General features: G+C 58.6%; 22 protein-coding genes. 8 read left to right on the top strand and 14 right to left on the bottom strand.

Going from position 1 to position 24,728, the window contains the following annotated elements:
- Nucleotides 1-27 precede the first annotated feature (27 nt).
- The 3 genes from speD to HFD97_RS14860 all read right to left on the bottom strand — a co-directional run bounded on the left by speD (nt 28) and on the right by HFD97_RS14860 (nt 2,177).
- Complete coding sequence (gene speD, locus HFD97_RS14870) at nt 28-843, bottom strand: adenosylmethionine decarboxylase (RefSeq protein WP_167432172.1); 816 nt, start codon at nt 841-843, stop codon at nt 28-30.
- Nucleotides 844-865: 22 nt separating this feature from the next.
- The gene (gene speE / locus HFD97_RS14865; RefSeq protein WP_167432171.1) at nt 866-1,729 is read right to left on the bottom strand and encodes a polyamine aminopropyltransferase; all 864 of its coding nucleotides are present in this window, start codon (nt 1,727-1,729) and stop codon (nt 866-868) included.
- A gap of 100 nt (nt 1,730-1,829) precedes the next feature.
- Nucleotides 1,830-2,177 carry a YacC family pilotin-like protein gene (locus HFD97_RS14860; RefSeq protein WP_009092068.1) on the bottom strand — a complete coding sequence of 116 codons (348 nt, stop codon included), beginning with the start codon at nt 2,175-2,177 and terminating at the stop codon, nt 1,830-1,832.
- A 181-nt stretch (nt 2,178-2,358) separates the two neighbouring features.
- Here HFD97_RS14860 and cueO point away from each other — a divergent pair, with 181 nt between their 5' ends.
- On the top strand, nt 2,359-3,990 hold the full coding sequence (gene cueO, locus HFD97_RS14855) for a multicopper oxidase CueO (RefSeq protein WP_167432170.1): 1,632 nt from the start codon (nt 2,359-2,361) through the stop codon (nt 3,988-3,990).
- On the opposite strand, the gene HFD97_RS14850 is transcribed toward cueO, so the two are convergent.
- Complete coding sequence (locus HFD97_RS14850) at nt 3,991-5,274, bottom strand: cystathionine gamma-synthase family protein (RefSeq protein ID WP_167432169.1); 1,284 nt, start codon at nt 5,272-5,274, stop codon at nt 3,991-3,993.
- A gap of 235 nt (nt 5,275-5,509) precedes the next feature.
- Between HFD97_RS14850 and hpt the strand changes: the two genes are divergently transcribed.
- Nucleotides 5,510-6,046: a hypoxanthine phosphoribosyltransferase gene (gene hpt / locus HFD97_RS14845; protein ID WP_009092060.1), complete on the top strand. Its 537-nt coding sequence runs from the start codon at nt 5,510-5,512 to the stop codon at nt 6,044-6,046.
- A gap of 80 nt (nt 6,047-6,126) precedes the next feature.
- Here the strand turns inward: hpt and can are convergent, their stop codons facing one another.
- Entirely contained in the window at nt 6,127-6,783 is a 657-nt protein-coding gene (can, locus tag HFD97_RS14840) for a carbonate dehydratase (protein WP_033736612.1), read from the bottom strand.
- A 108-nt stretch (nt 6,784-6,891) separates the two neighbouring features.
- On the opposite strand from can, the gene HFD97_RS14835 reads away from it, so the two are divergent.
- The 3 genes from HFD97_RS14835 to HFD97_RS14825 all read left to right on the top strand — a co-directional run bounded on the left by HFD97_RS14835 (nt 6,892) and on the right by HFD97_RS14825 (nt 10,022).
- Complete coding sequence (locus HFD97_RS14835; RefSeq protein ID WP_009092057.1) at nt 6,892-7,821, top strand: ABC transporter ATP-binding protein; 930 nt, start codon at nt 6,892-6,894, stop codon at nt 7,819-7,821.
- The gene (locus HFD97_RS14830; RefSeq protein ID WP_167432168.1) at nt 7,818-8,588 is read left to right on the top strand and encodes an ABC transporter permease; all 771 of its coding nucleotides are present in this window, start codon (nt 7,818-7,820) and stop codon (nt 8,586-8,588) included. The genes HFD97_RS14835 and HFD97_RS14830 overlap by 4 nt, the downstream gene beginning before the upstream one ends.
- A gap of 420 nt (nt 8,589-9,008) precedes the next feature.
- A complete protein-coding gene (locus tag HFD97_RS14825) occupies nt 9,009-10,022 on the top strand; it encodes an acyltransferase family protein (protein ID WP_009092052.1) in 1,014 nt (337 codons plus the stop codon).
- Nucleotides 10,023-10,076: 54 nt separating this feature from the next.
- Here HFD97_RS14825 and panD read toward each other — a convergent pair whose 3' ends face one another.
- The 9 genes from panD to thpR form a co-directional block, all read right to left on the bottom strand.
- The gene (panD, locus tag HFD97_RS14820) at nt 10,077-10,457 is read right to left on the bottom strand and encodes an aspartate 1-decarboxylase (RefSeq protein ID WP_009092050.1); all 381 of its coding nucleotides are present in this window, start codon (nt 10,455-10,457) and stop codon (nt 10,077-10,079) included.
- 47 nt (nt 10,458-10,504) lie between these two features.
- On the bottom strand, nt 10,505-11,359 hold the full coding sequence (panC, locus tag HFD97_RS14815) for a pantoate--beta-alanine ligase (RefSeq protein WP_046101244.1): 855 nt from the start codon (nt 11,357-11,359) through the stop codon (nt 10,505-10,507).
- 15 nt (nt 11,360-11,374) lie between these two features.
- Complete coding sequence (gene panB / locus HFD97_RS14810) at nt 11,375-12,169, bottom strand: 3-methyl-2-oxobutanoate hydroxymethyltransferase (protein ID WP_009092046.1); 795 nt, start codon at nt 12,167-12,169, stop codon at nt 11,375-11,377.
- An 83-nt stretch (nt 12,170-12,252) separates the two neighbouring features.
- Nucleotides 12,253-12,738 (bottom strand): 2-amino-4-hydroxy-6-hydroxymethyldihydropteridine diphosphokinase, encoded by a 486-nt coding sequence (folK, locus tag HFD97_RS14805; RefSeq protein ID WP_046101246.1) that lies wholly within the window; start codon nt 12,736-12,738, stop codon nt 12,253-12,255.
- Complete coding sequence (gene pcnB, locus HFD97_RS14800) at nt 12,735-14,153, bottom strand: polynucleotide adenylyltransferase PcnB (RefSeq protein WP_208971008.1); 1,419 nt, start codon at nt 14,151-14,153, stop codon at nt 12,735-12,737. The genes folK and pcnB overlap by 4 nt, the downstream gene beginning before the upstream one ends.
- An 88-nt stretch (nt 14,154-14,241) precedes the next feature.
- A complete protein-coding gene (gluQRS, locus tag HFD97_RS14795) occupies nt 14,242-15,120 on the bottom strand; it encodes a tRNA glutamyl-Q(34) synthetase GluQRS (RefSeq protein ID WP_058957913.1) in 879 nt (292 codons plus the stop codon).
- 73 nt (nt 15,121-15,193) lie between these two features.
- The gene (gene dksA / locus HFD97_RS14790) at nt 15,194-15,649 is read right to left on the bottom strand and encodes an RNA polymerase-binding protein DksA (protein ID WP_008925615.1); all 456 of its coding nucleotides are present in this window, start codon (nt 15,647-15,649) and stop codon (nt 15,194-15,196) included.
- Nucleotides 15,650-15,896: 247 nt separating this feature from the next.
- On the bottom strand, nt 15,897-16,601 hold the full coding sequence (gene sfsA / locus HFD97_RS14785) for a DNA/RNA nuclease SfsA (protein WP_058957914.1): 705 nt from the start codon (nt 16,599-16,601) through the stop codon (nt 15,897-15,899).
- Nucleotides 16,579-17,136, bottom strand: coding sequence for an RNA 2',3'-cyclic phosphodiesterase (gene thpR, locus HFD97_RS14780; RefSeq protein WP_167432167.1), 558 nt, complete (start codon nt 17,134-17,136; stop codon nt 16,579-16,581). Before thpR ends, sfsA begins: the two co-directional genes overlap by 23 nt.
- 36 nt (nt 17,137-17,172) lie before the next feature.
- Between thpR and hrpB the strand changes: the two genes are divergently transcribed.
- From hrpB to fhuA, 3 genes are all read left to right on the top strand, one after another.
- A complete protein-coding gene (gene hrpB / locus HFD97_RS14775; RefSeq protein WP_167432166.1) occupies nt 17,173-19,656 on the top strand; it encodes an ATP-dependent helicase HrpB in 2,484 nt (827 codons plus the stop codon).
- Between the two features lie 98 nt (nt 19,657-19,754).
- A complete protein-coding gene (gene mrcB, locus HFD97_RS14770; protein WP_111208507.1) occupies nt 19,755-22,289 on the top strand; it encodes a bifunctional glycosyl transferase/transpeptidase in 2,535 nt (844 codons plus the stop codon).
- A 199-nt stretch (nt 22,290-22,488) separates the two neighbouring features.
- Nucleotides 22,489-24,693 (top strand): ferrichrome porin FhuA, encoded by a 2,205-nt coding sequence (gene fhuA, locus HFD97_RS14765; protein ID WP_167432165.1) that lies wholly within the window; start codon nt 22,489-22,491, stop codon nt 24,691-24,693.
- The last annotated feature ends 35 nt before the right edge of the window (nt 24,694-24,728 follow it).

Raw genomic sequence — 24,728 nt, 5'->3', positions numbered from 1 at the left:
CCGCCGGTAACGCTGCGCGCCGGGTGATTACAGCGTCTTCAGACCAACATAAGGGATGTTTCTGCCGTAGTAGATCTCACGCATCTCTTTCCACAGCAGGTCGGTGATGCGTTTGTGCTCCTGCGGGCTGAGATCTTCCGGACGGGTGTTAAACAGGTAGTGCTTCAGCTCAAACTCTTTCAGCAACATCTTGGTGTGGAAGATGTTTTCCTGATAGACGTTCACATCCACCATGTCATACATCGCCTTCATATCCTCAGACATGAAGTTCTGAATCGAATTAATCTCGTGGTCGATAAAGTGCTTCATCCCTTTCACGTCACGGGTAAAGCCGCGCACCCGGTAATCGACGGTGACGATGTCTGACTCCAGCTGGTGGATCAGGTAGTTCAGCGCTTTCAGCGGTGAGATCACGCCACAGGTTGAGACTTCAATATCCGCGCGGAACGTGCAGAGTCCGCCTTCAGGGTGGCTCTCCGGGTAGGTGTGCACGCAGATATGGCTCTTATCCAGATGGGCCACCACCGAGTTGGGCAGGGGACCCGGATGTTCTGAGTTATCGATATCTTTCGGATCTATCGGCTCTTCGCTGACCAGAATCGTGACGCTGGCTCCCTGCGGCTCATAATCCTGACGCGCGATGTTCAGCACGTTGGCACCGATGATGGAGCAGGTCTCGGTCAGGATCTCCGTCAGGCGATTCGCGTTATATTGTTCATCGATATAGGCGATGTACCCATCGCGTTCAGCTTCAGTATTCGCATAGCAGATATCGTAAATACAAAAACTCAGGCTTTTCGTCAGGTTGTTGAAGCCATGTAGTTTTAGCTTTTGCAATTTCATTCACCCCCTTAGAAATGTGCTGTCAGCACGCGGCAGACAGCGCATTCAACAGATATTGTGGCAGGGCAAAGCTGCCGGTATGGATGGCTGGCGTGTAGTAACGGCAGGCCAGGCCAGCGGCCTCGAAACGCGCCTGTAGCGTGGCGGTATCCAGGTGGCGCAGCGCCGGATTGTCGCTCGCCCAGGCAAACGTCATGATGCCGCCGTAGTAGGTCGGGATCGCGGCCTGATAGAAGCTGACATCCGCAAAGTAGTGACCCAGTTTGCGATGGCTGTTCACCGCCTCATCCTGCTGCAGGAAGCAGACGCCATTCTGTGCCACAAAGATGCCATTTTCATTAAGGGCCGCTTTGCAGCCGGCATAAAATTCAGAGGTGAACAGACTCTCGCCCGGACCAATCGGATCGGTACAGTCGGAGATGATCACATCGAATTTTTCCTGCGTCTGATTGACGAAGTTTACCCCGTCATCGATCACCAGCGTAAAGCGCGGATCGTCGTAGGCGCCTGCGCTGTGGTTCGGCAGGTACTGGCGGCAAAAGGTCACGACGCCCGCATCGATCTCCACCATGGTAATCTTTTCGATCTGAGAATGACGCGACACTTCACGCAGCATCGCACCGTCACCACCGCCAATGATCAGCACGCTCTTCGCGGCGCCGTGCGCCAGCAGGGGAACGTGAGTCATCATTTCATGATAGATAAATTCGTCACGCTCGGTCGTCTGAACCACACCGTCCAGCGCCATGACGCGACCCATCGCGGCATTTTCGAAAATGATTAAATCCTGATGCGCAGTTTTTTCACGGAACAGCTCTTTGTCTACCGTAAAATACTGGCCAAAACCGGCATGAAGGGTTTCATGCCACGTTTCATTGTGGGCCATGGTGCTCTCCTCTGATGTCGCCATGAAGATGGGCGGCACATCATAGCTAACACTGACCGTGGTTGCACGGTCAAATGTCCGGCAGCAGAGGGTGGGGGCGTTACCTGACGTAAGCCAGCAGGCTCAGTGAATCGCGGGCCAGAGACTTGCACTTTTTGTCGTTGGTGATGGCGATGCCGCTGAGGTCGCGATAGCTCTCTTCGCCCAGCGCTTTCATGTTGTAGTTGCTGTAGTTGCTTAAATCCCAGCGGTTCTGCTGAGCAAAAAAGACCAGCGCTTTGCGAATCTGCGCGTCCGGAAGATCCTGATAGCCACAATCATTTTTCAGATAGACGAAAACCGCCGTGAGATCCGCCAGATCTTCCGCTTCGGATTCACTCAGGGCAAAACTGGTGGAGGAGAAGCCAAGGAGTCCCGTCAGCAGCAGGATCTTGATGCTTTGCTTCATAGTCGTTCTCTTCAATGGATATTGTTAATGACGTTAGCACAGTTGCTCTCAGGTTTTCGATTAATTTGCCGTGGTGAGCCGCTGCGCCGCCTTTTTTCGTCAGATTCTCACGGGTAGCGCTTGACCTTCCCATAAGGTCAGGGTTTAGGCTGTGCGCTCTGATGCCACAAGGATGCTCACCATGCAACGTCGCCACTTCCTGAAACTCACCGCCGCACTGAGTGCAGCCGGAGCGTTACCGCTCTGGAGCCGTTCGCTGATGGCGGCACCCCGCCCGCTGCTGCCGATTCCCTCTCTGCTGGAACCCGACGCCAGAGGCACATACAGCCTCACCGCCATGCAGGGGAGCACGCAGTGGAACGGCAAAGCGGTGCCGACCTGGGGCTACAACGGCAGCCTGCTGGGGCCGGTACTGCGGCTGCAGCGCGGCCAGCCGGTGACGGTGAACATTCATAACCGGCTCAGCGAAGCGACCACGCTGCACTGGCACGGGCTGGAAATCCCTGGCGCGGTGGATGGCGGACCGCAGGCGGCGATAGCCCCCGGCGGCTCGCGTCAGGTCTCCTTCACGCCCGATCAGCCCGCCGCAACCTGCTGGTATCACCCCCATCTGCACGGCAAAACCGGGCATCAGGTGGCGCAGGGGCTGGCGGGCCTGATCATGCTGGAAGATAAAGAGAGCGGCACACTGCGGCTGCCTGTGCAGTGGGGCGTGGATGATGTGCCGCTGATTTTTCAGGATAAGCAGCTGACTCAGGATGGCCGCCATATCGACTATCAGCTCGACGTGATGCGCGCGGCGGTAGGCTGGTTTGGTGACATGATGCTGACTAACGGGGCGCACTATCCGCAGCATGCGGTGCCGCGCGGCTGGCTGCGGCTGCGCCTGCTCAACGGCTGTAATGCCCGGTCGCTGCACGTTGCCGCCAGTGATAAACGTCCTCTCTATGTGATCGCCAGCGACGGCGGTCTGCTGGCGGAGCCGGTCAGCGCCGAGGCGCTGCCGATCCTGCCGGGCGAGCGCTTTGAGGTGATGATCGACACCTCCGACGGCAAAGCCTTTGATCTGGTGACGCTGCCTACCGATCAGATGGGGATGACGCTGCCGCCATTCGATCAACCGCTGCCGCTGGTGCAGATCCTGCCGCTGCGGGTGATGGCCAGCGCCACGCTGCCGGATCGGCTGGCGACGCTGCCCGCTCTGCCCGCGACAGCGGGGCTGCACACCCGCTGGCTGCAGCTGATGATGGACCCGCAGCTGGACCAGCAGGGGATGCAGGCGCTGATGCAGCGCTATGGCGAGAAAGCGATGGGCAAAGGCGGGCATCACGCGATGCCGCAGAGGCAGGGAAAAGCCGGGGAGACGGGCGACCATCCGGCGATGGCGCAGGCGCACGGCTCCTCCGCCGCGCCGATGGATCACAGCATGCACGGTATGACGGGTATGGCGCAGCCAGCGGGTTATGATTTCCGAAACGGCAATAAAATCAACGGTCAGGCGTTTGATATGACGAAACCGTCGTTTGCGGTGAAGCTGGGCGACTATGAGAAGTGGACGATCTCCGGCGAAGGCGATGCGATGCTGCATCCGTTTCATATTCACGGCACCCAGTTCCGCATTCTCTCCGAGAATGGCAAACCGCCGGCACCCCATCGCCAGGGCTGGAAAGATATGGTCAATGTCGACGGCTGGCGCAGTGAAGTGCTGGTGCGCTTCAACTATGTCGCCGCCGCCGAACACGCTTATATGGCCCACTGTCATCTGCTGGAGCATGAAGATACCGGCATGATGCTGGGCTTTACCGTGAGCTGATTACGCCTGCTCCAGCGCCAGCTTCACATCTTCAATCAGGTCGCCCGCGTTCTCAATGCCAATCGACAGCCGCACCGTGGCGCCAGTGATACCGATCCGCTGACGCACCGCCTGCGGCACGCCGGAGTGGGTGGTGCTGCCCGGATGGCTGGCCAGCGACTCGGTGCCGCCCAGGCTCACCGCCTGCCTGAACAGCGACAGCGCGTTGAGGAAACGGAACGCCGCAGGCTGGCCGCCGACGATATCGAACGAGAAGGTCGAACCGGCGCCGCTGCACTGCTCGCGATACGTTTTGCCCTCGGCGCTCTCCGCGTCGAGATAGGGCAGCCAGTGCAGCTTCGCCACTTTCGGGTGATCGCGCAGAAACGCCGCCACGGCTTCCGCATTCTGCCAGGCCTTTTCCATGCGCAGCGACAGCGTTTCCAGCGATCGGCTGAGCATCCAGCTTGAGTGCGGGTCCAGCTGGGTACCGATGGCGCTGCGCAGGGCGCGCACTTTTGCCATCAGTGCTTTGCTGCCCATCGCCGCCCCCGCAATCAGGTCCGAATGTCCCCCCACATATTTAGTCAGCGAGTAGAGCGAGAGATCCGCGCCCAGGGTCAGCGGCTGCTGGAACAGCGGGCCGAGCAGCGTGTTGTCACAGGCGATAATGGGTCGTGAGCCCTGCTGCTGGTCAATCTCATCAGCGATACGCGCCATCAGACGAATGTTGACCAGGCTGTTGGTGGGATTCGCCGGGGTTTCAATCAGGATGATCGCCACGCGGCCCTGCGCCATCGCCTGCTGTGCCGCCTCACGTACTCTGGCCTCATCATTGCCGTCGCTGAAGCCGACCGCGCCAATCTCCAGATTGTGCAGCGTCTTGCTGAGCAGGGTTTCGGTGCCGCCATACAGCGGCTGGGAGTGCAGGATCACCTCGCCGGGACGGGCAAAGGTCAGCAGGGTGGTGGCGATGGCAGCCATGCCGGAGGAGAAGAGTGAGCAGCTCTCCGCCTGCTCATAGACGGCCAGCCGATCTTCCACTATTTCGCTGTTAGGGTGGTTAAAGCGGGAGTAGACCAGCCCGCCCGATTTGCCCTCTGGCGGCTCGCGCCGGCCGGAGACGTAATCGAAGAAATCGCGTCCCTCTTCGGCGCTGTCGAAGACAAAGGTGGAGGTCAGAAAGACCGGCGGCTTCACCGCGCCTTCTGACAGGCGGGGATCGTAGCCATAGTTCAGCATCTGCGTTTCAGGGTGCAGCGGCCTGTCGCCGATATGCGTTTTCTTGCTTGAAGGTGAAGTCATTGTGATCTCCGGCCTGCGGCGCGAGTAGGGTAACGATATGTTGGATAAAGGCTACCATGCAGCGAATCATGCTGGTAAATGCCGTAATGTTCTAAGGTAATGCGCATTTGAGCCAGCCGCAGACGACCGTGAACAATTTTCGCGACGTAATCGTTTGCCTGCGCTGCGGCGCAGCCGACGCGGCGGCGTCTGTGATAGACTTCGGGGCTTTTCTGACGTAACCGGGCTGAACGCAATGAAACACACTGTTGAAGTGATGATCCCTGAACAGGCAATCGCCACGCGCATCGCTGAACTGGGCAAAGAGATTACCGATCACTACCGCGACAGCGGCAGCGATATGGTGCTGGTGGGGCTGCTGCGCGGCTCATTCATGTTCATGGCTGACCTGTGTCGCGCCATTGAGGTGCCGCATGAAGTCGATTTTATGACCGCCTCCAGTTACGGCAGCGGCATGTCCAGCTCACGTGATGTGAAAATCCTGAAAGATCTGGACGAGGACATTCGCGGCAAGGATGTGCTGATCGTCGAAGATATCATTGACTCCGGCAACACCCTGAGCAAAGTGCGGGAGATCCTGCAGCTGCGTCAGCCAAAATCCCTGGCGATCTGCACCCTGCTGGATAAGCCTGAACGCCGCGAAGTCGAGGTTAACGTTGAGTATGTCGGCTTCGCCATTCCCGATGAATTTGTGGTGGGCTTTGGTATCGACTACGCCCAGCACTATCGCCATCTGCCTTACATCGGCAAAGTGGTGCCGCTGGAATCCTGACAGCGCATAACCGCACATTCTTCCAAGGCCTGCACCCTCCGACTGGTGTAGGCTATGTCGCGTTTTGCGCCGCGATCGGTTCAGGCTTCGACCTTCATCTGCAGACTGGCGATGCCATTGCGGTAGCGCTGTTCCAGGATCTCCCGGCTGTCTGCCGTGACATCAAGGTTACGCAGGCAGCCGTCCTGAATGCCGTAAACCCAGCCGTGCAGTGAGACTTTCTGCCCGCGTTTCCAGGCAGATTGCACTACGGTCGAGTGCCCCAGGTTATAGACCTGTTCAATCACGTTGATTTCACACAGTTTGTCCAGGCGCTTATCCGGCGGGAGTTCCCCCAGCAACACGCTATGCTTGTACCAGAGGTCGCGGATGTGCAGCAGCCAGTTGTCGATCAACCCCAGCTCCGGGTTATCCATCGCGGCCTGCACGCCGCCGCAGCCGTAGTGGCCGCACACGATGACGTGTTCAACTTCCAGCACTTCAATAGCGTACTGCACCACGGACAGACAGTTCAGATCGGTGTGGATCACCAGATTGGCGACGTTGCGGTGAACAAAGAGTTCGCCCGGTTCCAGTCCGGTCAGGCGTTCGGCAGGAACACGACTGTCTGAGCAGCCGATCCACAGGAAGCGCGGTTTTTGTGCCTGGGCGAGCCGCTCAAAAAAGCCGGGATCTTCTTCAATCAGTAATTTTGACCATTCGCGGTTGTTACTGATCAGGGTGTTAATGTCTGTCATGGCGTTGAGCGACCGGTTACTGCGCAAGGTGCGCGCGCGTACTATATGCCAGGGCTGACTAAATTTAAACGGCATTACGATGCCACCAAAACAGGGTATGGATGCAGAATGACATATGCACTGGAACTTTCTCAGCTGACCAAGACCTATCCCGGCGGCGTACAGGCGCTGAAGGGCATCGATCTTAACGTTGAAGCGGGTGACTTTTATGCGCTGCTGGGGCCAAACGGTGCCGGTAAATCCACCACCATCGGGATTATCAGTTCGCTGGTCAATAAATCCGGCGGCAGCGTGCGGGTGTTTGGCTACGACCTGCAAAAAGATGTGGTGAATGCCAAGCGCCAGCTCGGCCTGGTGCCACAGGAGTTTAACTTTAACCCATTTGAGACGGTGATGCAGATCGTCGTTAACCAGGCGGGTTACTACGGCGTCGGACGGCGTGAGGCCAATCAGCGGGCGGAGAAGTACCTGAAACAGCTCGATCTGTGGGGAAAACGCAGTGAACGGGCGCGCATGCTCTCCGGCGGGATGAAACGCCGTCTGATGATCGCCCGCGCGCTGATGCATGAGCCCAAACTGCTGATTCTGGATGAGCCGACGGCGGGGGTCGATATCGAACTGCGGCGCTCAATGTGGGGGTTCCTGAAAGATCTGAATGCCAAAGGCACCACCATCATTCTCACCACCCACTATCTGGAAGAGGCGGAGATGTTGTGCCGCAACATCGGCATCATCCAGAGCGGTGAGCTGGTGGAAAACACCTCGATGAAAGGGCTGCTGTCCAAGCTGAAATCAGAAACCTTTATCCTCGATCTGGCGCCGCGCAGTCCGCTGCCCGCGCTGGAAGGATTCCAGTATCGCCTGACGGATACCTCCACGCTGGAGGTGGAAGTACTGCGTGAGCAGGGGCTGAACAGCGTCTTCAGCCAGCTGAGTGCGCAGGGGGTGCAGGTACTGAGTATGCGAAATAAAGCGAACCGTCTGGAAGAGCTGTTCGTTGGCCTGACGACGCAGGGAAAAACAGGAGCAAAAGCATGACACATTTGTACTGGGTGGCGCTGAAAAGTATCTGGGCCAAAGAGATTAACCGTTTTGCCCGCATCTGGATCCAGACGCTGGTGCCGCCGGTGATCACCATGACGCTCTATTTCATCATCTTCGGTAACCTGATCGGGTCACGCATTGGTGAGATGCACGGCTTCAGCTATATGCAGTTTATCGTGCCGGGATTGATCATGATGGCGGTCATTACCAACGCCTATGCTAACGTCGCATCCTCATTCTTCAGTGCCAAATTCCAGCGCAATATTGAAGAGCTGCTGGTCGCACCGGTGCCGACCCACATCATTATTGCGGGGTATGTTGGCGGCGGCGTGGCGCGTGGCGTCTGCGTCGGAGTTCTGGTCACGGCCATTTCGCTCTTCTTCGTGCCGTTTCACGTTCACTCCTGGACGATGGTGGCGGTGACGCTGCTGCTGACCGCGATTCTGTTTTCACTGGCCGGTCTGCTGAACGCCGTGTTTGCCCGGACCTTTGACGATATCAGCCTGATCCCGACCTTTGTGCTGACGCCGCTGACCTATCTGGGGGGCGTGTTCTATTCGCTGAGTCTGCTGCCGCCATTCTGGCAGGCCGTTTCGAAGCTGAACCCTATCGTCTATATGATCAGCGGGTTCCGCTATGGCTTCCTGGGCATTAATGACGTGCCGCTGGCCTTTACGCTTTCGGTATTGATCGCGTTTATTCTGGTTTTTTACTGGCTGGTCTATGCGCTGATTCAGCGCGGACGCGGATTACGCACCTGACGAAACCTTTACCGAAGCCACGCAGCGAAACGCGCGTGGCTTTTTTATTATCGGATAAAAAATCGCCGCCTTTTCCGGTTGTCACTGGCCTTAAAAAACGATCCTTTCTTCTGTTCCGCCTCTCTTTTTTCACGCGATTGCGGAAAATAGCCGCCTTTTTCGCCCTCCTGATAAAAAATAACCCTAAGCATTATCTGATATTAAAGTGGAACCGGTTTCTATCTTAATGATTCTCCACTGTTAAATTTTTTTTAAGATTAGCCTTAAGCCCCGACTGTTGTTTATTTCAGCGCGAGTGATCAGAATACCGCCGAATAAGGTTATTCCTCTGCTCATGGACGAAAGGGCGGGAATGGAGTGTCTGTAATAAGAAGAATGGTCGCACATTCAGGGCCAGTTTTTAATCAAAGGCAGGAAAAGATGAATCGTATAACGTGGATCGACAATCTGCGGGGATTGAGTATTCTCGCAATCATTTTTTTGCACAGTACTATCGCTGTCCATAACAATGCCGGTCATTTTACCGCCTTCAGCAGCCTGCTAAATGAGATGCTGGCACCGGTAAGGCTGGGGCTGATGTTTTTTGTGTCGGGCTTATTTGTCGATGCCGGATTAAGAAAAGGCCTGGGTCCTTTTTTTAATAACAAGGTGCGCAGTATTCTCTATCCGTTTGTGGTCTGGGTGGCAGTTTATGGCGGGCTGAAAATTCTGTTCAGCTCAATGGCCAATACGCCGCAATCGCCGATGAATATTATTCTCTCTCACCTGACCGGTGGCGGCGATATGACCTGGTTCCTGCATTCGCTGTTTATCTTCTTTATTGTGATTATCTTTGCCCGTCATCTGCCGTTCCTGCTGGTGTTCGGCATCTGTATGGCGCTGAGCTGGGCACTGCCAGCCATTGACCCGGACGGCGTGTTTGCCAGTTTCGATAACAGCCACATTAATAAATCCCTTTATCTGTTTGTTTTCTTCTATCTGGGCGATTACGTGGTGAGAAAGCAGGTGGATATCGCGGAGAAAGTGCAGCACGGTCCGACCCTGCTCATTTCAGTGGCCAGTTTTGCGCTGCTCTCCTGCCTGAATATTTTTGTGCTGGATCGTCATTCGCAGGCATTACTGTCACCGCTGGCACTGCTGTCGGTTCCGTTCTTTGTCTGGATTGCGCTGAAGCTGAAGTCTGAACTGGTTTATTATATCGGCGTCAATTCTATCGTCTTCTACCTGTCGCATTATCTGGCGATTCAGTTCTTCAGTAAGATTGTGAAATTTGAAAGCCCGTCCGCCTGGGTTAACGATCTGAAGTTTATTTCGGCTTTCCTGGTGGCGCTGGCGTTACCCTGGACGCTCTGCCTGATGAGAAAGCGTGGCTGGTTTAATTTCCTCTTTACGATGAAAAAACCGTCGAAGCCGCTGGCGGCCAAACCGGTTTAACGAAAATAACCGCAAAGAAAAAGGGCCGGCCGTATCACGGGCGGCCCTTTTTTATCAGGCGATCTGTACTGGCAGCGCTTTTGCCAGACGCTTCATCTGGTTGTCACCCTCAAAATAGGCGACCTTAGGCTGCCACTGACGTGCTTCCGCATCTTCAACCTGCACATAGGAGCAGATAATTAAAATATCGCCCTGGCAGGCGCAGCGGGCGGCCGCACCATTCACCGAAATGATCTTTGAGCCACGCTCAGCCGCGATAGCATAGGTGGAAAAACGCTGACCGTTGGTGACGTTATAAATATCGATCGCTTCATATTGCAGAATGCCGGAAGCATCCAGGAAATCCTGATCGATCGCGCAGGAACCTTCGTAATTGAGGTCCGCCTGCGTCACTTTCACGCGGTGTAATTTGCCTTGCAGAACAGTGCGAATCATAGCCAGAAACCTTGTCAGAGAAATAAAATAATCTGTAGCGGGTGTGCTTACAGCGTCAGGTCAACGGTTTGGTTGTCAATCAGGCGGGCATTGCCCAGCCAAGCGGCCATCAGTACGACAGCGCGCTGACTGTCCACCGTCAGCGGCTGCAGCGTTTCCGCATCGCAGATCGCCAGGCCATCAGGACGCAATCCCTGCGCGACCAGCGCCTCACTGGCCGCCTCAATAATCTCTTCAACATGGCGCTCGCCGTTTTCCAGCCGCGTCGCCATCTGACGCATCACCTGGCTCAGCACCGGGGCCAGCTGACGCTCATCGGCCGTCAGGTAGCCGTTGCGCGAACTCAGCGCCAGACCATCCGCAGCCCGTACGGTAGGCACGCCGACAATTTCAATGTCAAAGCCCATATCGGCCACCATCTTACGAATGATAGCCAGCTGCTGAAAATCCTTTTCACCGAAACAGGCAATGTCGGGCTGCACCAGATTAAAGAGTTTGCTGACGATGGTGGCCACGCCGCGAAAATGGCCCGGACGGGTCGCGCCCTCCAGCAGAGAGGAGAGCACCGGCACCTCAACAAAGGTCTGATTCTGCGCGCCCTGCGGATAGACTTCAGCCGGCGAGGGGGCAAAGACGACATCCACCTGATGGCGGTTCAGCTTTTCGCAATCCTCCTGCAGCGTGCGCGGATAGCGAGCCAGGTCGTCTGCCCGGTCAAACTGCATCGGATTCACGAAGATCGACACAATCACGATGTCGCCGCGCGCCCGCGCCTCATCCACCAGCGTCAGATGCCCTTCATGCAGGTTGCCCATGGTCGGCACCAGCGCAATACGTTTACCCTGCTGACGCCAGCGACGGACTTCCTGGCGCAGCATCAGCAGCGTTTCAATGATCAACACGGTGACTCTCCCGAATTACTGGAAACTGTGCTCGGCCGCCGGGTAGGTACCGGCTTCAACTTCAGCGATATAGTGGCGAATCGCCGCGCGAACATCGCCGCTCTCCGCCAGGAAATTTTTGGCAAATTTAGGGATGTGGCCGCCGGTCACGCCCAGGGCGTCATGCATCACCAGAATCTGTCCATCGGTGACGTTACCGGCACCAATGCCGATCACTGGAATCGTGAGGGCGGCGGTGATCCGCTGGGCCAGCGAGACTGGCACGCACTCCAGCACCATCAGCTGTGCGCCCGCGGCTTCCAGCGCCAGCGCGTCGGCCAGCAGCTGCTCGGCTCCCGCTTCATCACGCCCCTGGACTTTATAACCGCCAAAGATATTGACCGACTGCGGCGTCAGCCCCAGATGACCGCACACCGGCACGGCGCGTTCGGTCAGCATCCGGACGGTTTCAGCCAGCCAGCTGCCGCCTTCCAGTTTGACCATGTTGGCTCCGGCGCGCATCAGCTGCGCAGCGTTGTCAAAGGTCTGTGCCGGCGTGGCATAGCTCATGAAGGGCAGGTCAGCGAGCAGCAGCGCCTGCGGCGCGCCACGGCGCACGGCGGCGGTGTGATAGGCGATGTCGCTGACCGTCACCGGCAGCGTTGAGTCATGCCCCTGAATCGTCATACCTAACGAATCGCCAACCAGCAGCACCTGAATGCCTTCATCGGCAAACAGGCGGGCAAAACTGAAATCGTAGGCGGTCAGCGTCGCGAATTTTTTACCGCTGGCTTTCGCCTGACGCAGATGTGAAATCGTGGTGGGTTTCATGGCGCTCTCAACTCAGGAATTCTGATGGGCGCAGTTTACTGGATAGCGTCAGAGAGCGGAATCAGAGAGTTGTGTTTGTCTGCTCAGCGCGGCCACAGGGTGATGCTGCGGCTGTCGAGCGTGGCCAGAATCGTGCTGAGCGCGCGGCCATCCGGCAGGCGAACATCCGGCGCAATCGCCAGCAGCGGCACCAGCATAAACGCCCGATTCAGCAGGTCATAGTGCGGCACCGTCAGGCGTTCGCTGTTGATCACAGCCTCGCCAAACAGCATCAGATCGATATCCAGCGTGCGCGGTCCCCAGCGCTCCGCCTTACGCACCCGGCCATGCTCCTGCTCAATGCGCTGGGTGTGGTCCAGCAGCGCTTCGGCGCTGAGATCGGTCTCCAGCGCCACGGCGGCATTCAGGAAGTCGGGCTGATCAGGCGGGCCATAGGGCGGCGTGCGGTAGAAGGGCGAGGTGGCAATGCGCTGCGTCTGCGGCAACGCATCCAGGGCGCGAAGTGCTGCATCAACCTGATGCAGCGGATCGGCCAAGTTACTGCCTAATGCCAGGTAAACCCGGGTCATGAGGCGTTCTGGTTATCACGACGCGGCGCGGAAGAACGGCGGCGCGGACGACGCGATTTATGGCGCGGCACCGGATCGTCGCCGAGGTTGTTCAGCATGTTTTTCTGCTGCGGCGGCGCGGCGACCTGGAATTCGCCCCACCACTGGCTCAGACGCAGCAGTTCCGGGTTATTTTCCACTTCCGCCCGCAGCGCCAGCAGATCGTAAGCGGCGCGGAATTTCGGATGCTCCATCAGTTTCCAGGCGCGTTTACCGTGACGGCGCGACATGCGTAGCTGCAGCAGCCAGATATCGCGGATCAGCGAGGTGATGCGCTTCGGAATCGCCAGCGCACGGCAGGCTTCATCCAGCGTATCATTCATCGCCATCGCAAAGGCTTCAAAGTAGGTCAGGCCACTTTCCTGCGCAATGCGCTCTGCCGCTTCCAGCTGCGGATACCAGAACATCGCGGCAAACAGAAACGCCGGATTCACGCGCATATCATTCTGAATGCGGTTATCGGTGTTTTTCAGCACCTGCGCCAGCATGCGCTCCATGTGGCTATCGCTGTTTTCCGTGAAGTTGCGCGCCAGCGTCGGGAACAGCGGCTGGAACAGCTGATATTCACAAAGCTTCAGATAGGTGCTGTAGCCGTAGCCTGCCTGAAGCAGCTTCAGCGACTCTTCAAACAGGCGAGCCGGTGGAATATCACGCAGCAGCGAGGCCAGACGCGGGATCGGCTCTGCCGTTTCCGGCGCAATGCGCATGTTAAGCTTCGCAGCAAAGCGCGCCACGCGCAGCATACGGACCGGGTCTTCGCGGTAACGGGTTTCCGGATCGCCAATCAGGCGGATGATGCCCTGTTCCAGATCGCTGATGCCGCCCACGTAGTCACGCACGGTGAAATCCGCCACGCTGTAGTAGAGGCTGTTGATGGTGAGATCGCGGCGCTGAGCATCATCTTCAATCGAACCGAAAATATTGTCGCGCAGCAGCATGCCGCTCTGGGCGCGCTGCGAACTGTTGCGATCCTCAGCCATCTCTTCCGCCTGATGATGTCCACGGAAGGTGGCAACTTCGATCACTTCCGGGCCAAACATCACGTGTGCCAGACGGAAACGGCGACCGACCAGACGGCAGTTGCGGAACAGCTTGCGCATCTGCTCAGGCGTGGCGTTGGTCGTCACATCGAAATCTTTCGGTTTTTGCCCCAGTAGCAAATCGCGCACGCCACCGCCTACCAGATAGGCTTCATAACCGGCTTTATTGAGGCGATAGAGCACTTTGAGGGCATTTTCGCTGATGTCTTTACGTGAGATGGTATGGCTTTCACGAGGGATGATGGTCATAAGACGCTCTGGTTCAACCTCTGCTGGGGCTTCCTCTTCATCACGCTTCAGGACTTTCCGGCAAAAATTAGCTACTCGGGTAAAAATGGGACACCTCGACAGTGGCATAAAAAGGGTGTAGGTAAAATCAGCGGCTAATCATAGCCTGTTGAGAACCGTTTGAGAATGCTGTTGTCTATGCATCCGGTTTCAGGGCGTTCTCCTGCGGCATCAAAGCGATATTCCACTGCGACACCGCATCAGACAGCAGTTTGTCCTGCGTTAAGTCCTGCCAGCCGGGTGAAACAGGCTGTCCGAGAAAGCGCAACGCCGCCACTAACAGCGGCCGGGCGTCGCCATCCGGCAGCGACGGCGCATGATTCTGCTTCGACAGCTTATTACCGTCGTGATTAAGCGCCAGCGGCAGGTGCAGCCAGGCGGGCACCGTCCAGCCGAACTGTTGATAAAGTGCAATCTGCCGCACGGTCGGCTCAATGAGATCGGCGCCGCGCACCACTTCGGTAATCCCCTGAAAGTGATCGTCAACCACCACCGCCAGGTTATAGGCAAACAGCCCGTCGCGCCGGTGAATAATAAAATCTTCCTCTGCCAGCCCCCTGTCCGCCTCAACGTGACCGCGCAGCCGGTCCTCAAAGGCAAAAACCGGGGCATGCTGACGTAAACGCAGCGCAGCATTCTCCGGCCCGCGATGCCGATCGCGGCAGTAGCCATCATAGAAACCGCCAATCTCCTGAATGCGGCGCCGCGGGCAGGTGCAGAAATAGCTCTGACGATGCTGCTGCAGCCAGGCCAGCGCCTCCCGGTAGGCTTCATGACGCTGCGACTGCCACAGCACCTCACCATCCCACTCCAGTCCATAGTGCGCCAGCTGATGCAGGATACGATCTGCAGCCCCCGGCACTTCGCGTGGCGGGTCGATATCTTCAATCCGCACCCGCCAGAGCCCGTTCTGCGCACGCGCGCTCAGGTAACTGCCCAGCGCAGCAATCAGCGAGCCGAAATGGAGTTCACCAGAAGGAGAGGGGGCGAAGCGACCGATACAGGAGGATGACATAGGTTTCAGAAGTGACCACGCAGCGGACAGGACAACAGGTGTACCGCTGCGTGGCAACAGGCTGGACGCGGCATCAGCCGGCCATTTGTTTCTCACGAATTTCTGCTAAGGTCTTACAGTCGATGCAGAGATCGGCGGTAGGACGCGCTTCGAGACGGCGGATACCGATCTCTACGCCACAGGAATCGCAATAGCCGAAGTCGTCATCTTCCACTTTCTTCAGCGTCTTCTCGATCTTTTTAATCAGTTTACGTTCGCGATCGCGGTTACGCAGCTCCAGGCTGAACTCCTCTTCCTGCGCGGCACGGTCTACCGGGTCCGGGAAGTTAGCAGCTTCATCCTGCATGTGCGATACGGTACGATCGACTTCGTCCCGCAATTGATTACGCCAGGCTTCCAGAATCTTGCGAAAATGGGTCAGCTGCGCGTCGTTCATATACTCTTCGCCCGGTTTCACCTGGTAAGGTTCGACGCCGGCGATAGCGAGAATACTCAGGGACGATGTTTTACGGTTTTGACCTTCTTGCATGTTGCTTCTCCTGGATAACACGCACTATACCCTTCGACTTGCGTCTCGCAGGGGCGTTGCTGCCAGCCTGCATTTGACATCTGCGGGGTACATCGATCCCCCATTGGGGAAAAAAACAGGCCGCTATAAATAACAGAAGCAGTCAGGGTTGGCAATTCTTCGTGAACACACCTTGACAAGCCTGTGAGGAACAGCGTAGTTGGCCCCCGATTCTGAGCATTCTTACCACATAAAATTGCAAAAGATATTACAAGGTTACGTTAACCGGCGTTTTAAGAACTATTCCCGCCGCGGATAAGTCTGCCTGATACGCGAAAACCTCTACACCCTCTCGCTGCGCCTGAGCCAGTTGTTCTGCATACGCCGCATCAATGTGGCGTGCCGGGGAAACGTCCTCAATCCCCGAGTGCAGAACGGCAAACAACAAAACGGCCCGATGACCCTCTGCCGCAACCGTCGCCAGTTCGCGCAGGTGTTTCTGTCCTCGAATCGTCACCGCATCCGGAAAATAACCTTTACCTTCATGTAAAAGGGTTACGGATTTCACCTCAATATAGCAGTTGCGTCGGCCCTCTGCTCTGAGCAGGAAATCAATTCTGCTTTTTTCACTGCCATATCTGACTTCCGCCTGACGCTGGGCATAACCGGTCAGTTCCGCTATCCGGTTCTGGTCCAGCGCTTCGGCTACCAGTTGATTCGCGCGCAGCGTATTGACGCAGATCCACTCTCCCGCCTGCGTCTCGGTCAGCTCCCAGCTGTGCGGGTATTTGCGCGTCAGGCTGCCGGAGGTGGAGTACCAGACCCGATCGCCTGGGGTGGCGCAGCCGGTCATGGCGCCGGTGTTGGCGCAGTGAATCGTCAGCTGCTCGCCCTCGGGCGTCACGACATCGGCCAGGAAGCGCTTGTAGCGGGCGATCAGGCGGGCGGGTTTAAGAGGAGGAGAGAAGTGCATGGGGATCCTGAGAGCGTAACGGCCAGCTGGCCAGGGTGCGATAACGGGTACGGCCCCGGCTGTACTCCGAGGCAAACAGCGAAAACGCCGGGACATGAAAACGCCAGTGAAAGCCGCGCGGCGGCAGCGCCACGGGCTGTGTCGCCCGGCGTAACAGCGTGATGTGCGGATGAAACGGCTGTGGGCTCTGGTGGCAGCCGTGCCGGGCGGCCTGGGCCCGCAGCAGGCTGGCGAGCTGTAACAGACCGCGTGGGGCGCGCTGGCAGCCGAGCCAGACTACGCCGGGGCGCGGCCAGTGTCCGGCATCATCCAGCTCGAGATCGAAGCCGGGCTGATCAATGCGCGATGCCAGCGTCTGCAGGCGCTGGGAGGTCTCCGGCGCGACCTCGCCGAGAAACGCCAGCGTCAGGTGCAGACTGGCGGCGGCCACCGGCTGGCCCGCCTCTGCAGGGAAGGTGTCGGCCCGCCAGCGCACCAGCTGTTGCTGCATCGCGTCAGGCAGGCTGATGGCAAAAAATAAGCGTTGTGTCGCCATGGCGCTCTCCGGCAAATATCACGGATGGATGCTACAATGCGCGCCATCTTAGCACAGGCAGAAGCGGAGTTTGCTGTGAGCGATTTACCGGTCAGCGCGGTGCTGCCTGACATTCTGGCGGCGCTGAGCCACGCCCCTCAAATCCTGCTGGCCGCACCGACGGGGGCAGGCAAATCGACCTGGCTGCCGCTGCAGCTATTACAGCAGGCGGCACTGCCGGGGCGAATCATTATGCTGGAGCCACGGCGGCTGGCGGCGCGCAACGTAGCGCAACGGCTGGCGGAGCAGCTCGGCGAGCAGCCGGGGGCGACGGTAGGATTCCGCATGCGCGGCGAAAGCTGCGTCGGGCCAGAGACGCGACTGGAAGTGGTGACCGAAGGCATGCTGACGCGCATGCTTCAGCACGACCCGATGCTGGAGGGCGTGTCGCTGGTGATCCTGGATGAGTTTCACGAGCGCAGCCTGCAGGCCGATCTGGCGCTGGCGCTGCTGCTTGATGTGCAGCAGGGGCTGCGCGACGACCTCCGAATCCTGCTGATGTCCGCCACGCTGGACAATGCCCGGCTGGCGGCGCTGCTGCCCGACGCCCCTTTGATCGTCTCTGAAGGACGCAGCTTTCCGGTGGAGCGGCGTTATGCGTCGCTGAACCAGACGGTGCGTTTCGAAGAGGCGGTAGCGCGTGAAGTTGCCCAGCTGCTGCAGGAAGAGAGCGGTTCGCTGCTGCTGTTTCTGCCGGGCGTGGCGGAGATCGAACGGGTGAAGCGTGAACTGGAAGCGCGCATCAGCGACGACGTGGATCTGACGCCGCTCTACGGTGCGCTGCCGCTGGCGGCACAGCGCCGGGCAATCCAGCCCGCCGCGGCCGGACGCCGCAAAGTGGTGCTCGCCACCAATATTGCCGAAACCAGTCTGACCATTGAGGGGATCCGGCTGGTGGTCGACAGCGCACTGGAACGCAGCGCCCTGTTCGATGCCCGCAGTGCCGTGACGCGTCTGCAGACCCAGCGCATCAGCCAGGCGTCGATGATCCAGCGTGCGGGCCGCGCCGGGCGTCTGATGCCGGGGATCTGCCTGCATTTACTGCCGCAGGAGCAGGCCGCCCGCGCGGCCGCGCAGAGCGAGCCGGAGATCATGAACAGCGATCTCTCCTCGCTGTGGCTGGATCTGCTGCAGTGGGGCTGCACCCAGCCGCAACAGCTGCAGTGGCTGGATCAGCCACCGATGAAAAACCTGGCGGCGGCCCGGCAGCAGTTAACCCATCTGGGGGCACTGGATGACCATGGCCTGCTGAATACCCTGGGGCGGCGCATGGCACAGCTGGGCAGCGATCCGCGCCTGGCGGCGATGCTCTGTGCTGCGGGCGACGAGGCGGATGCGGTTGCCAGCGCCGCACTGCTGGTGGCGATTCTGGAAGAGCCACCCCGCAGCGGCAGCGCCGATCTGCGCGATGCGCTGCACCGGCCTCAGGCTCAGTGGCAGCGGCGGGCGCAGCAGTGGCAGCAGCGACTGAAGGTACGAGGCGGGAGGGTCGATGAGGATCGTTTCGCTGGCTTGCTGGCGGTGGGGTTTGGCGATCGGCTGGCGCGGCGACGCGACCAGAGCGGCCGCTATCAGCTCGCCAACGGGCTGGGGGCCAGGCTGGATGAGCAGGATGGCCTGACGCGTCATGAATGGCTGATCGCGCCTGCCCTGTTACAGAGCAGCGCCGCGCCGGATGCCCGGATGCTGCTGGCTCTGCCGGTCGACATTGAGGCGCTGTGCCAGCAGCGGCCCGCCCTGGTTGAACGCCGCACCGAGGTTGAGTGGGATGAAGAGAAGGGCACGCTGCGCGCCCTGAAGCGTGAGCAGATTGGCGCACTGATACTCCGGACGCAGCCGATGGCAAAGCCGGAACCGGCGGTGCTGCACGCGGCGATGCTGCGCTGGATTGCGGAAAAGGGGCTCTCCGTGCTCGGCTGGACGCCAGAAGCAGAGCAGCTGCGGGTGCGTATCCAGTGTGCGGCTCAGTGGCTGCCGGAAGAGTGCTGGCCTGTCGTCGATGATGCGGCACTGCTTGAACGTCTGCCGGAGTGGCTGCTGCCGCAGATGACCACGGTGCGCGATCTCCGCAGCCTGCAGGCGGTAAACCTGACCTCCGCGCTCTTACATTTACTCACATGGTCACAACGTCAGCGGCTGGATAGTGCGCTGCCAACTCATTACACTGTGCCGACCGGAAGCCGGCTGCCGATTCGCTACGATGCGGAGAAGCCGCCCGCGCTGGCGGTACGGATTCAGGAGATGTTTGGTGAAGCGCAGAACCCCACCGTAGCGGAAGGACGCATTCCGCTGGTGCTGGAGCTGTTATCGCCCGCCCAGCGGCCGTTGCAGATCACCCGCGATCTGGCGGCGTTCTGGCGCGGTGCCTGGCCGGAGGTCAGGAAAGAGATGAAAGGACGGTATCCGAAACACCTCTGGCCCGACGATCCGGCTACCGCCTTGCCAACAAGGCGAACCAAAAAAATGTCCCCGCAGGGTTGAGTCCACTGGATCGAATTCAGAGGGTTCTGCCATGCGTTATGCGAGAAAGCAGTTAGAGTAGCGGCGCTGCCGTAAGCACTGCCTGGAGAAGAAAAGTAATGTCTGGGAACGATCGCGAACCAATAGGGCGCAAAGGTAAAGCGTTGCCGCCGCGCAGCAGTGCGGGGCGGGGACGACGCAGGGATATCGAACAGGATATCGACCAGGACGATTTTAATGATGACGAGGAGGAAGCGCCGGTGCCACGTAAAGGTAAAGGTGGAAAACCGCCGCGCGGCAAACGCCGTTGGCTGGGATGGGTAATTAAACTGTTCCTGGTGTTTGTGGTGGTTATGGCCGCGTGGGGCATCTACCTCGACTCGGAAATTCGCAGCCGTATCGACGGTAAAGTGTGGCAACTGCCCGCCACCGTCTATGGCCGCATGGTCAGCCTGGAACCGGGCATGGCCTACAACAAAAGTGAAATGGTCGCCCTGCTGGAAGGCACCCAGTATCGCGAAGTGTCGCGCATTACCCGTCCCGGCGAGTTTTCGGTGAAGGGCAACACGATTGAGCTGCTGCGTCGTCCGTTTGATTTTCCCGACAGTAAAGAGGGGCAGATCCATGCACGCATGAGCTTCAGCAAGGATGAGCTGAGCGAGATTAAAAACCTCGAAACCGGTCGCGATTTTGGCTTCTTCCGCCTCGATCCCCGGCTGATCACCATGCTGCAGTCGCCAAATGGCGAACAGCGACTCTTTGTGCCCCGCGCCGGTTTCCCGGATCTGCTGGTCGATACGCTGATTGCCACCGAAGATCGCCATTTCTATGAGCATGACGGCATCAGCCCTTACTCGATTGGCCGTGCCTTCCTGGCGAACATCACCGCCGGCAAAGCGGTGCAGGGCGGCAGTACGCTGACGCAGCAGCTGGTGAAGAACCTGTTCCTCACCAACGAGCGTTCGCTGTGGCGAAAAGCGCGTGAAGCCTATATGGCGGTGATCATGGATGCGCGCTACAGCAAAGACCGCATCCTGGAGCTCTACCTGAACGAGGTCTATCTCGGCCAGGCGGGCAGCGATCAGATCCGCGGTTTCCCGCTGGCGAGCCTCTACTACTTTGGCCGTCCGGTCGATGAGCTGAGTCTGGATCAGCAGGCGATGCTGGTCGGCATGGTAAAAGGTGCCTCGCTCTACAACCCATGGCGCAACCCGAAACTGGCGCTGGAGCGACGCAACCTGGTGCTGCGCCTGCTGCAGCAGCAGAAGGTGATCGATCAGGAGCTGTATGACATGCTGTCGGCGCGTCCGCTGGGCGTGCAGCCGAAAGGGGGCGTGATCACGCCACAGCCTGCCTTTATGCAGATGGTGCGTAACGAACTGCAGGCGAAACTGGGCGATAAGATCAAAGATCTCTCCGGGGTGAAAATCTTCACCACGCTGGATCCGGTGTCGCAGGATGCGGCGGAAAAAGCGGTGGTTGACGGGATTCCGACGCTGAAAAAACAGCGCGGCCTGAAGGATCTGGAAACGGCGATGGTGGTGGTTGACCGCTTCAGTGGCGAAGTGCGCGCCATGGTCGGCGGTGCCGATCCGCAGTACGCCGGTTACAACCGTGCGCTGCAGGCGCGCCGTTCGATTGGCTCACTGGCGAAGCCGGCGACCTATCTGACCGCGCTGAGTCAGCCTAACAGCTACCGTCTCAACAGCTGGATCGCCGATGAGCCGATTGCGCTGAAGCAGCCCAACGGCAGCCTCTGGAAACCGATGAACGACGATCGTCGCTTCAGCGGCAAAGTGATGCTGGTGGATGCGCTCACCAACTCCATGAACGTGCCGACGGTGAACCTCGGTATGACGCTGGGGCTGGATGCGGTGGTGGACACCTGGACGAAGCTGGGCGTGGCGAAGGATCAGCTCAATCCGGTGCCTGCCATGCTGCTGGGTGCACTGAACCTGACGCCGGTTGAAGTAGCGCAGGCGTTCCAGTCGATTGCCAGCGGCGGTAACCGCGCTGAGCTGTCGGCGGTGCGGTCGGTGATCGCCGAAGATGGCAGCGTGCTCTATCAGAGCTATCCGCAGGCGCAGCGCGTGGAACCGGCTCAGGCCGCCTATCTGACGCTCTATACCCTGCAGCAGGTCGCCGATCACGGCACCGCCCGTGCGCTGGGGGCGCGTTTCCCGAATGCGCATCTGGCCGGGAAAACCGGGACCACCAACGATCTGATCGACAGCTGGTTTGCCGGTATTGATGGCAAAGAAGTGGCGATCACCTGGGTAGGACGCGACAACAACCAGCCGACCAAACTCTACGGTGCCAGCGGTGCGATGCAGATCTACCGTCGCTACCTCGATAATCAGGCGCCGATGCCGCTGCAGCTGACGCCGCCGGAAGATGTCTCGCTGATGAACATCGACTCTGCCGGTAACTTTGTCTGCGGCACGGGCAGCAGCACCTGGCGCGCGCTGCCGGTCTGGGCGCTGGATCCGAATGCGCTGTGTCAGCAACAGCAGCAACAGGTTCAGCAGCAGCAACAGCTGTTCGATCAGCAGCAGCAGCAACAGCAGCAACAGCAGCAGCCGACCCAGCAACCGCAGGAGCAGAAAGAGAGCGACGGCGTAGCAGGGTGGATAAAAGATATGTTTGGCAAATAAATCGGCCAGATGGGTTAAAAAGGGCGCTTCGGCGCCCTTTTTTTGTGGTCTTTTATTACTCTTCAATCGCCCCGCAAACGGCGTCAACGCTGGGATTTGTTCTTGCAGTGCCCGCTGCAGTTCGCATATTATCTAATCCGTTATAATAATCATTATCGTTTCGATTCGCTCGCCTGAGCCTATTTTAAGAGACACTTTTATGAATGCGCGAACGCGTTTTGCCGACAACACCAAAAAAACATTTTCCCGACCGCTTCTGGGCGTCATGATCTCACTCAGCCTGAGCACCTCGCTGTATGCCGCGCAGACGGAGACGATGGTCGTCTCGGCAGAAGGCGGCAGTGGGGTCGAAGCCGAAAGCCCCTGGGGCCCGGCGCCGACGATCGCCGCGAAGCGCAGCGCTACCGGCACCAAAACCGATACCCCAATCGAAAAAAATCCGCAGTCCGTCTCCGTGGTGACCCGCGAAGAGATGGAGATGCGCAACGTGACCAGCGTCAAAGGGGCGTTTAACTACACGCCTGGCGTGCTGACCGGCAACCGGGGCAGCTCAGACGTGATTGATGCGTTGTCGATCCGCGGCTTCAGCGAAACCAACACCAACCAGTATCTGGATGGCCTGAAACTGCAGGGGGATAGCTTCTCCGAGTTTGCCCTCGACCCTTACTTCCTGGAGCGCGCCGAACTGCTGCGCGGTCCGGTTTCGGTGCTCTACGGCAAAAGCAATCCCGGCGGCGTAGTCGCGCTGGTGAGTAAGCGCCCGACGCAGGAGACCCTGCGTGAAGTCCAGTTCCAGATGGGTAACGATAACCTCTTCTCAACCGGCTTTGATTTCGGCGGCGCGCTGGATGATGACGGCGTTTATAGCTATCGACTGACCGGCCAGGCGCGCAGTCAGGATGCGCAGCAGACGATGAACAAAGAGAAGCGCTACACCATCGCGCCCGCATTCAGCTGGCGTCCCGATGAGCGGACCCGCATTGACCTGCTGACCTATTTCCAGAACGAGCCGGAAACCGGCTATTACGGCTGGCTGCCGCGGCAGGGCACGATCGTGCCGATCACCCGCGCGGATGGCCGTGAATATAAGCTGCCGACCAACTTCAATGAAGGCGAGCAGAGCAACAAGATCTCCCGCACCACCAAAATGGTGGGCTACAGCGCCGAGCACAGCGTCGACGACACCTGGACGCTGCGTCAGAACCTGCGCTACGCCGATCTGCGCACCGACTACCGCAATATTTATGGCAATGGCCTTATCCCGGGGACGCAGATAATATCCCGTGGCTCTGCGCTTTCCCATGAGAAGCTGAACCAGTTCGCGGTGGATAACCAGGCGCAGGCAAAATTTGCTACCGGGCGGGTGGATCATACGCTGTTGCTGGGCGTGGACTTCCAGCGTACCCGCAACGATATCGACGCACAGTATGGTGCTGCATCCAGCCTGGATGCCGTCAATCCGCAGTATGGCAATGACAGTGTGACATCCTACGGCCCTTATCAGCACCTTAATAAGCAGCGTCAGACTGGCCTTTATACGCAGGATCAAATGGAGTGGAACCGCTGGGTGCTGACGCTCGGTGGACGCTACGACTACGCCATGACCTCGGTTTACGATCGGGTGAAGAATAGCGTTGATCGCCAGAACGACCAGGCCTTCACCTGGCGGGGCGGTCTGAACTATGTGTTTGATAACGGTATCGCGCCTTACTTCAGCTACAGCGAAGCCTTTATTCCTAATGCGGGTGGGACCTATGACGGTCAGGCTTTTGATCCGTCACGTGCGAAGCAGTATGAAGCGGGCGTGAAGTATGTGCCGAAAGATCGTCCGGTGGTCCTCACTGCCGCGCTGTATCAACTGACCAAAACTAAAAACCTGACCGCCGATCCGGATACGAAAAATCATCCCAATGCCAGCGTACAGAGCGGTGAGATCCGTTCGCGCGGCGTTGAGCTGGAAGCCAAAGCGGCGCTGAATGCCAACGTCAACCTGACCGCCTCATATACCTACACCGATGCGGAATATACCGAAGACACCCTGCTGAAAGGCAAAACGCCGGTGCAGGTGCCGAAGCATATGGCCTCACTCTGGAGCGACTACACCTTCCACGAAACTGCGCTGTCAGGTGTGACGCTGGGCGCTGGGGTACGGTATGTGGGCGAAAGTCAGGGGCTTTACAGCACTGGCTCTGAGCAGAACCAGAACTTTAAGGTTGCCGGTTACACCACGGTGGATGCGGCGCTGAAATATGATCTGGGCCGTTTCGGATTGCCAGGCTCGTCGGTGGGCGTGAACGTCAACAACCTGTTCAACCGCGAGTATGTCGCCAGTTGCTACCGTGAATACGCCTGCTACTGGGGTGCAGAGCGCCAGATTGTCGGTACCGCCACCTTCAGATTCTGATTTAACCGGGCGCTGCGGCGCCCGTTCACAGGGAT

The organism is Pantoea sp. EKM103V, from assembly GCF_011800365.1.
Classification (GTDB): domain Bacteria; phylum Pseudomonadota; class Gammaproteobacteria; order Enterobacterales; family Enterobacteriaceae; genus Pantoea; species Pantoea anthophila.
This window is presented reverse-complemented; position numbering and strand designations above follow the sequence as displayed.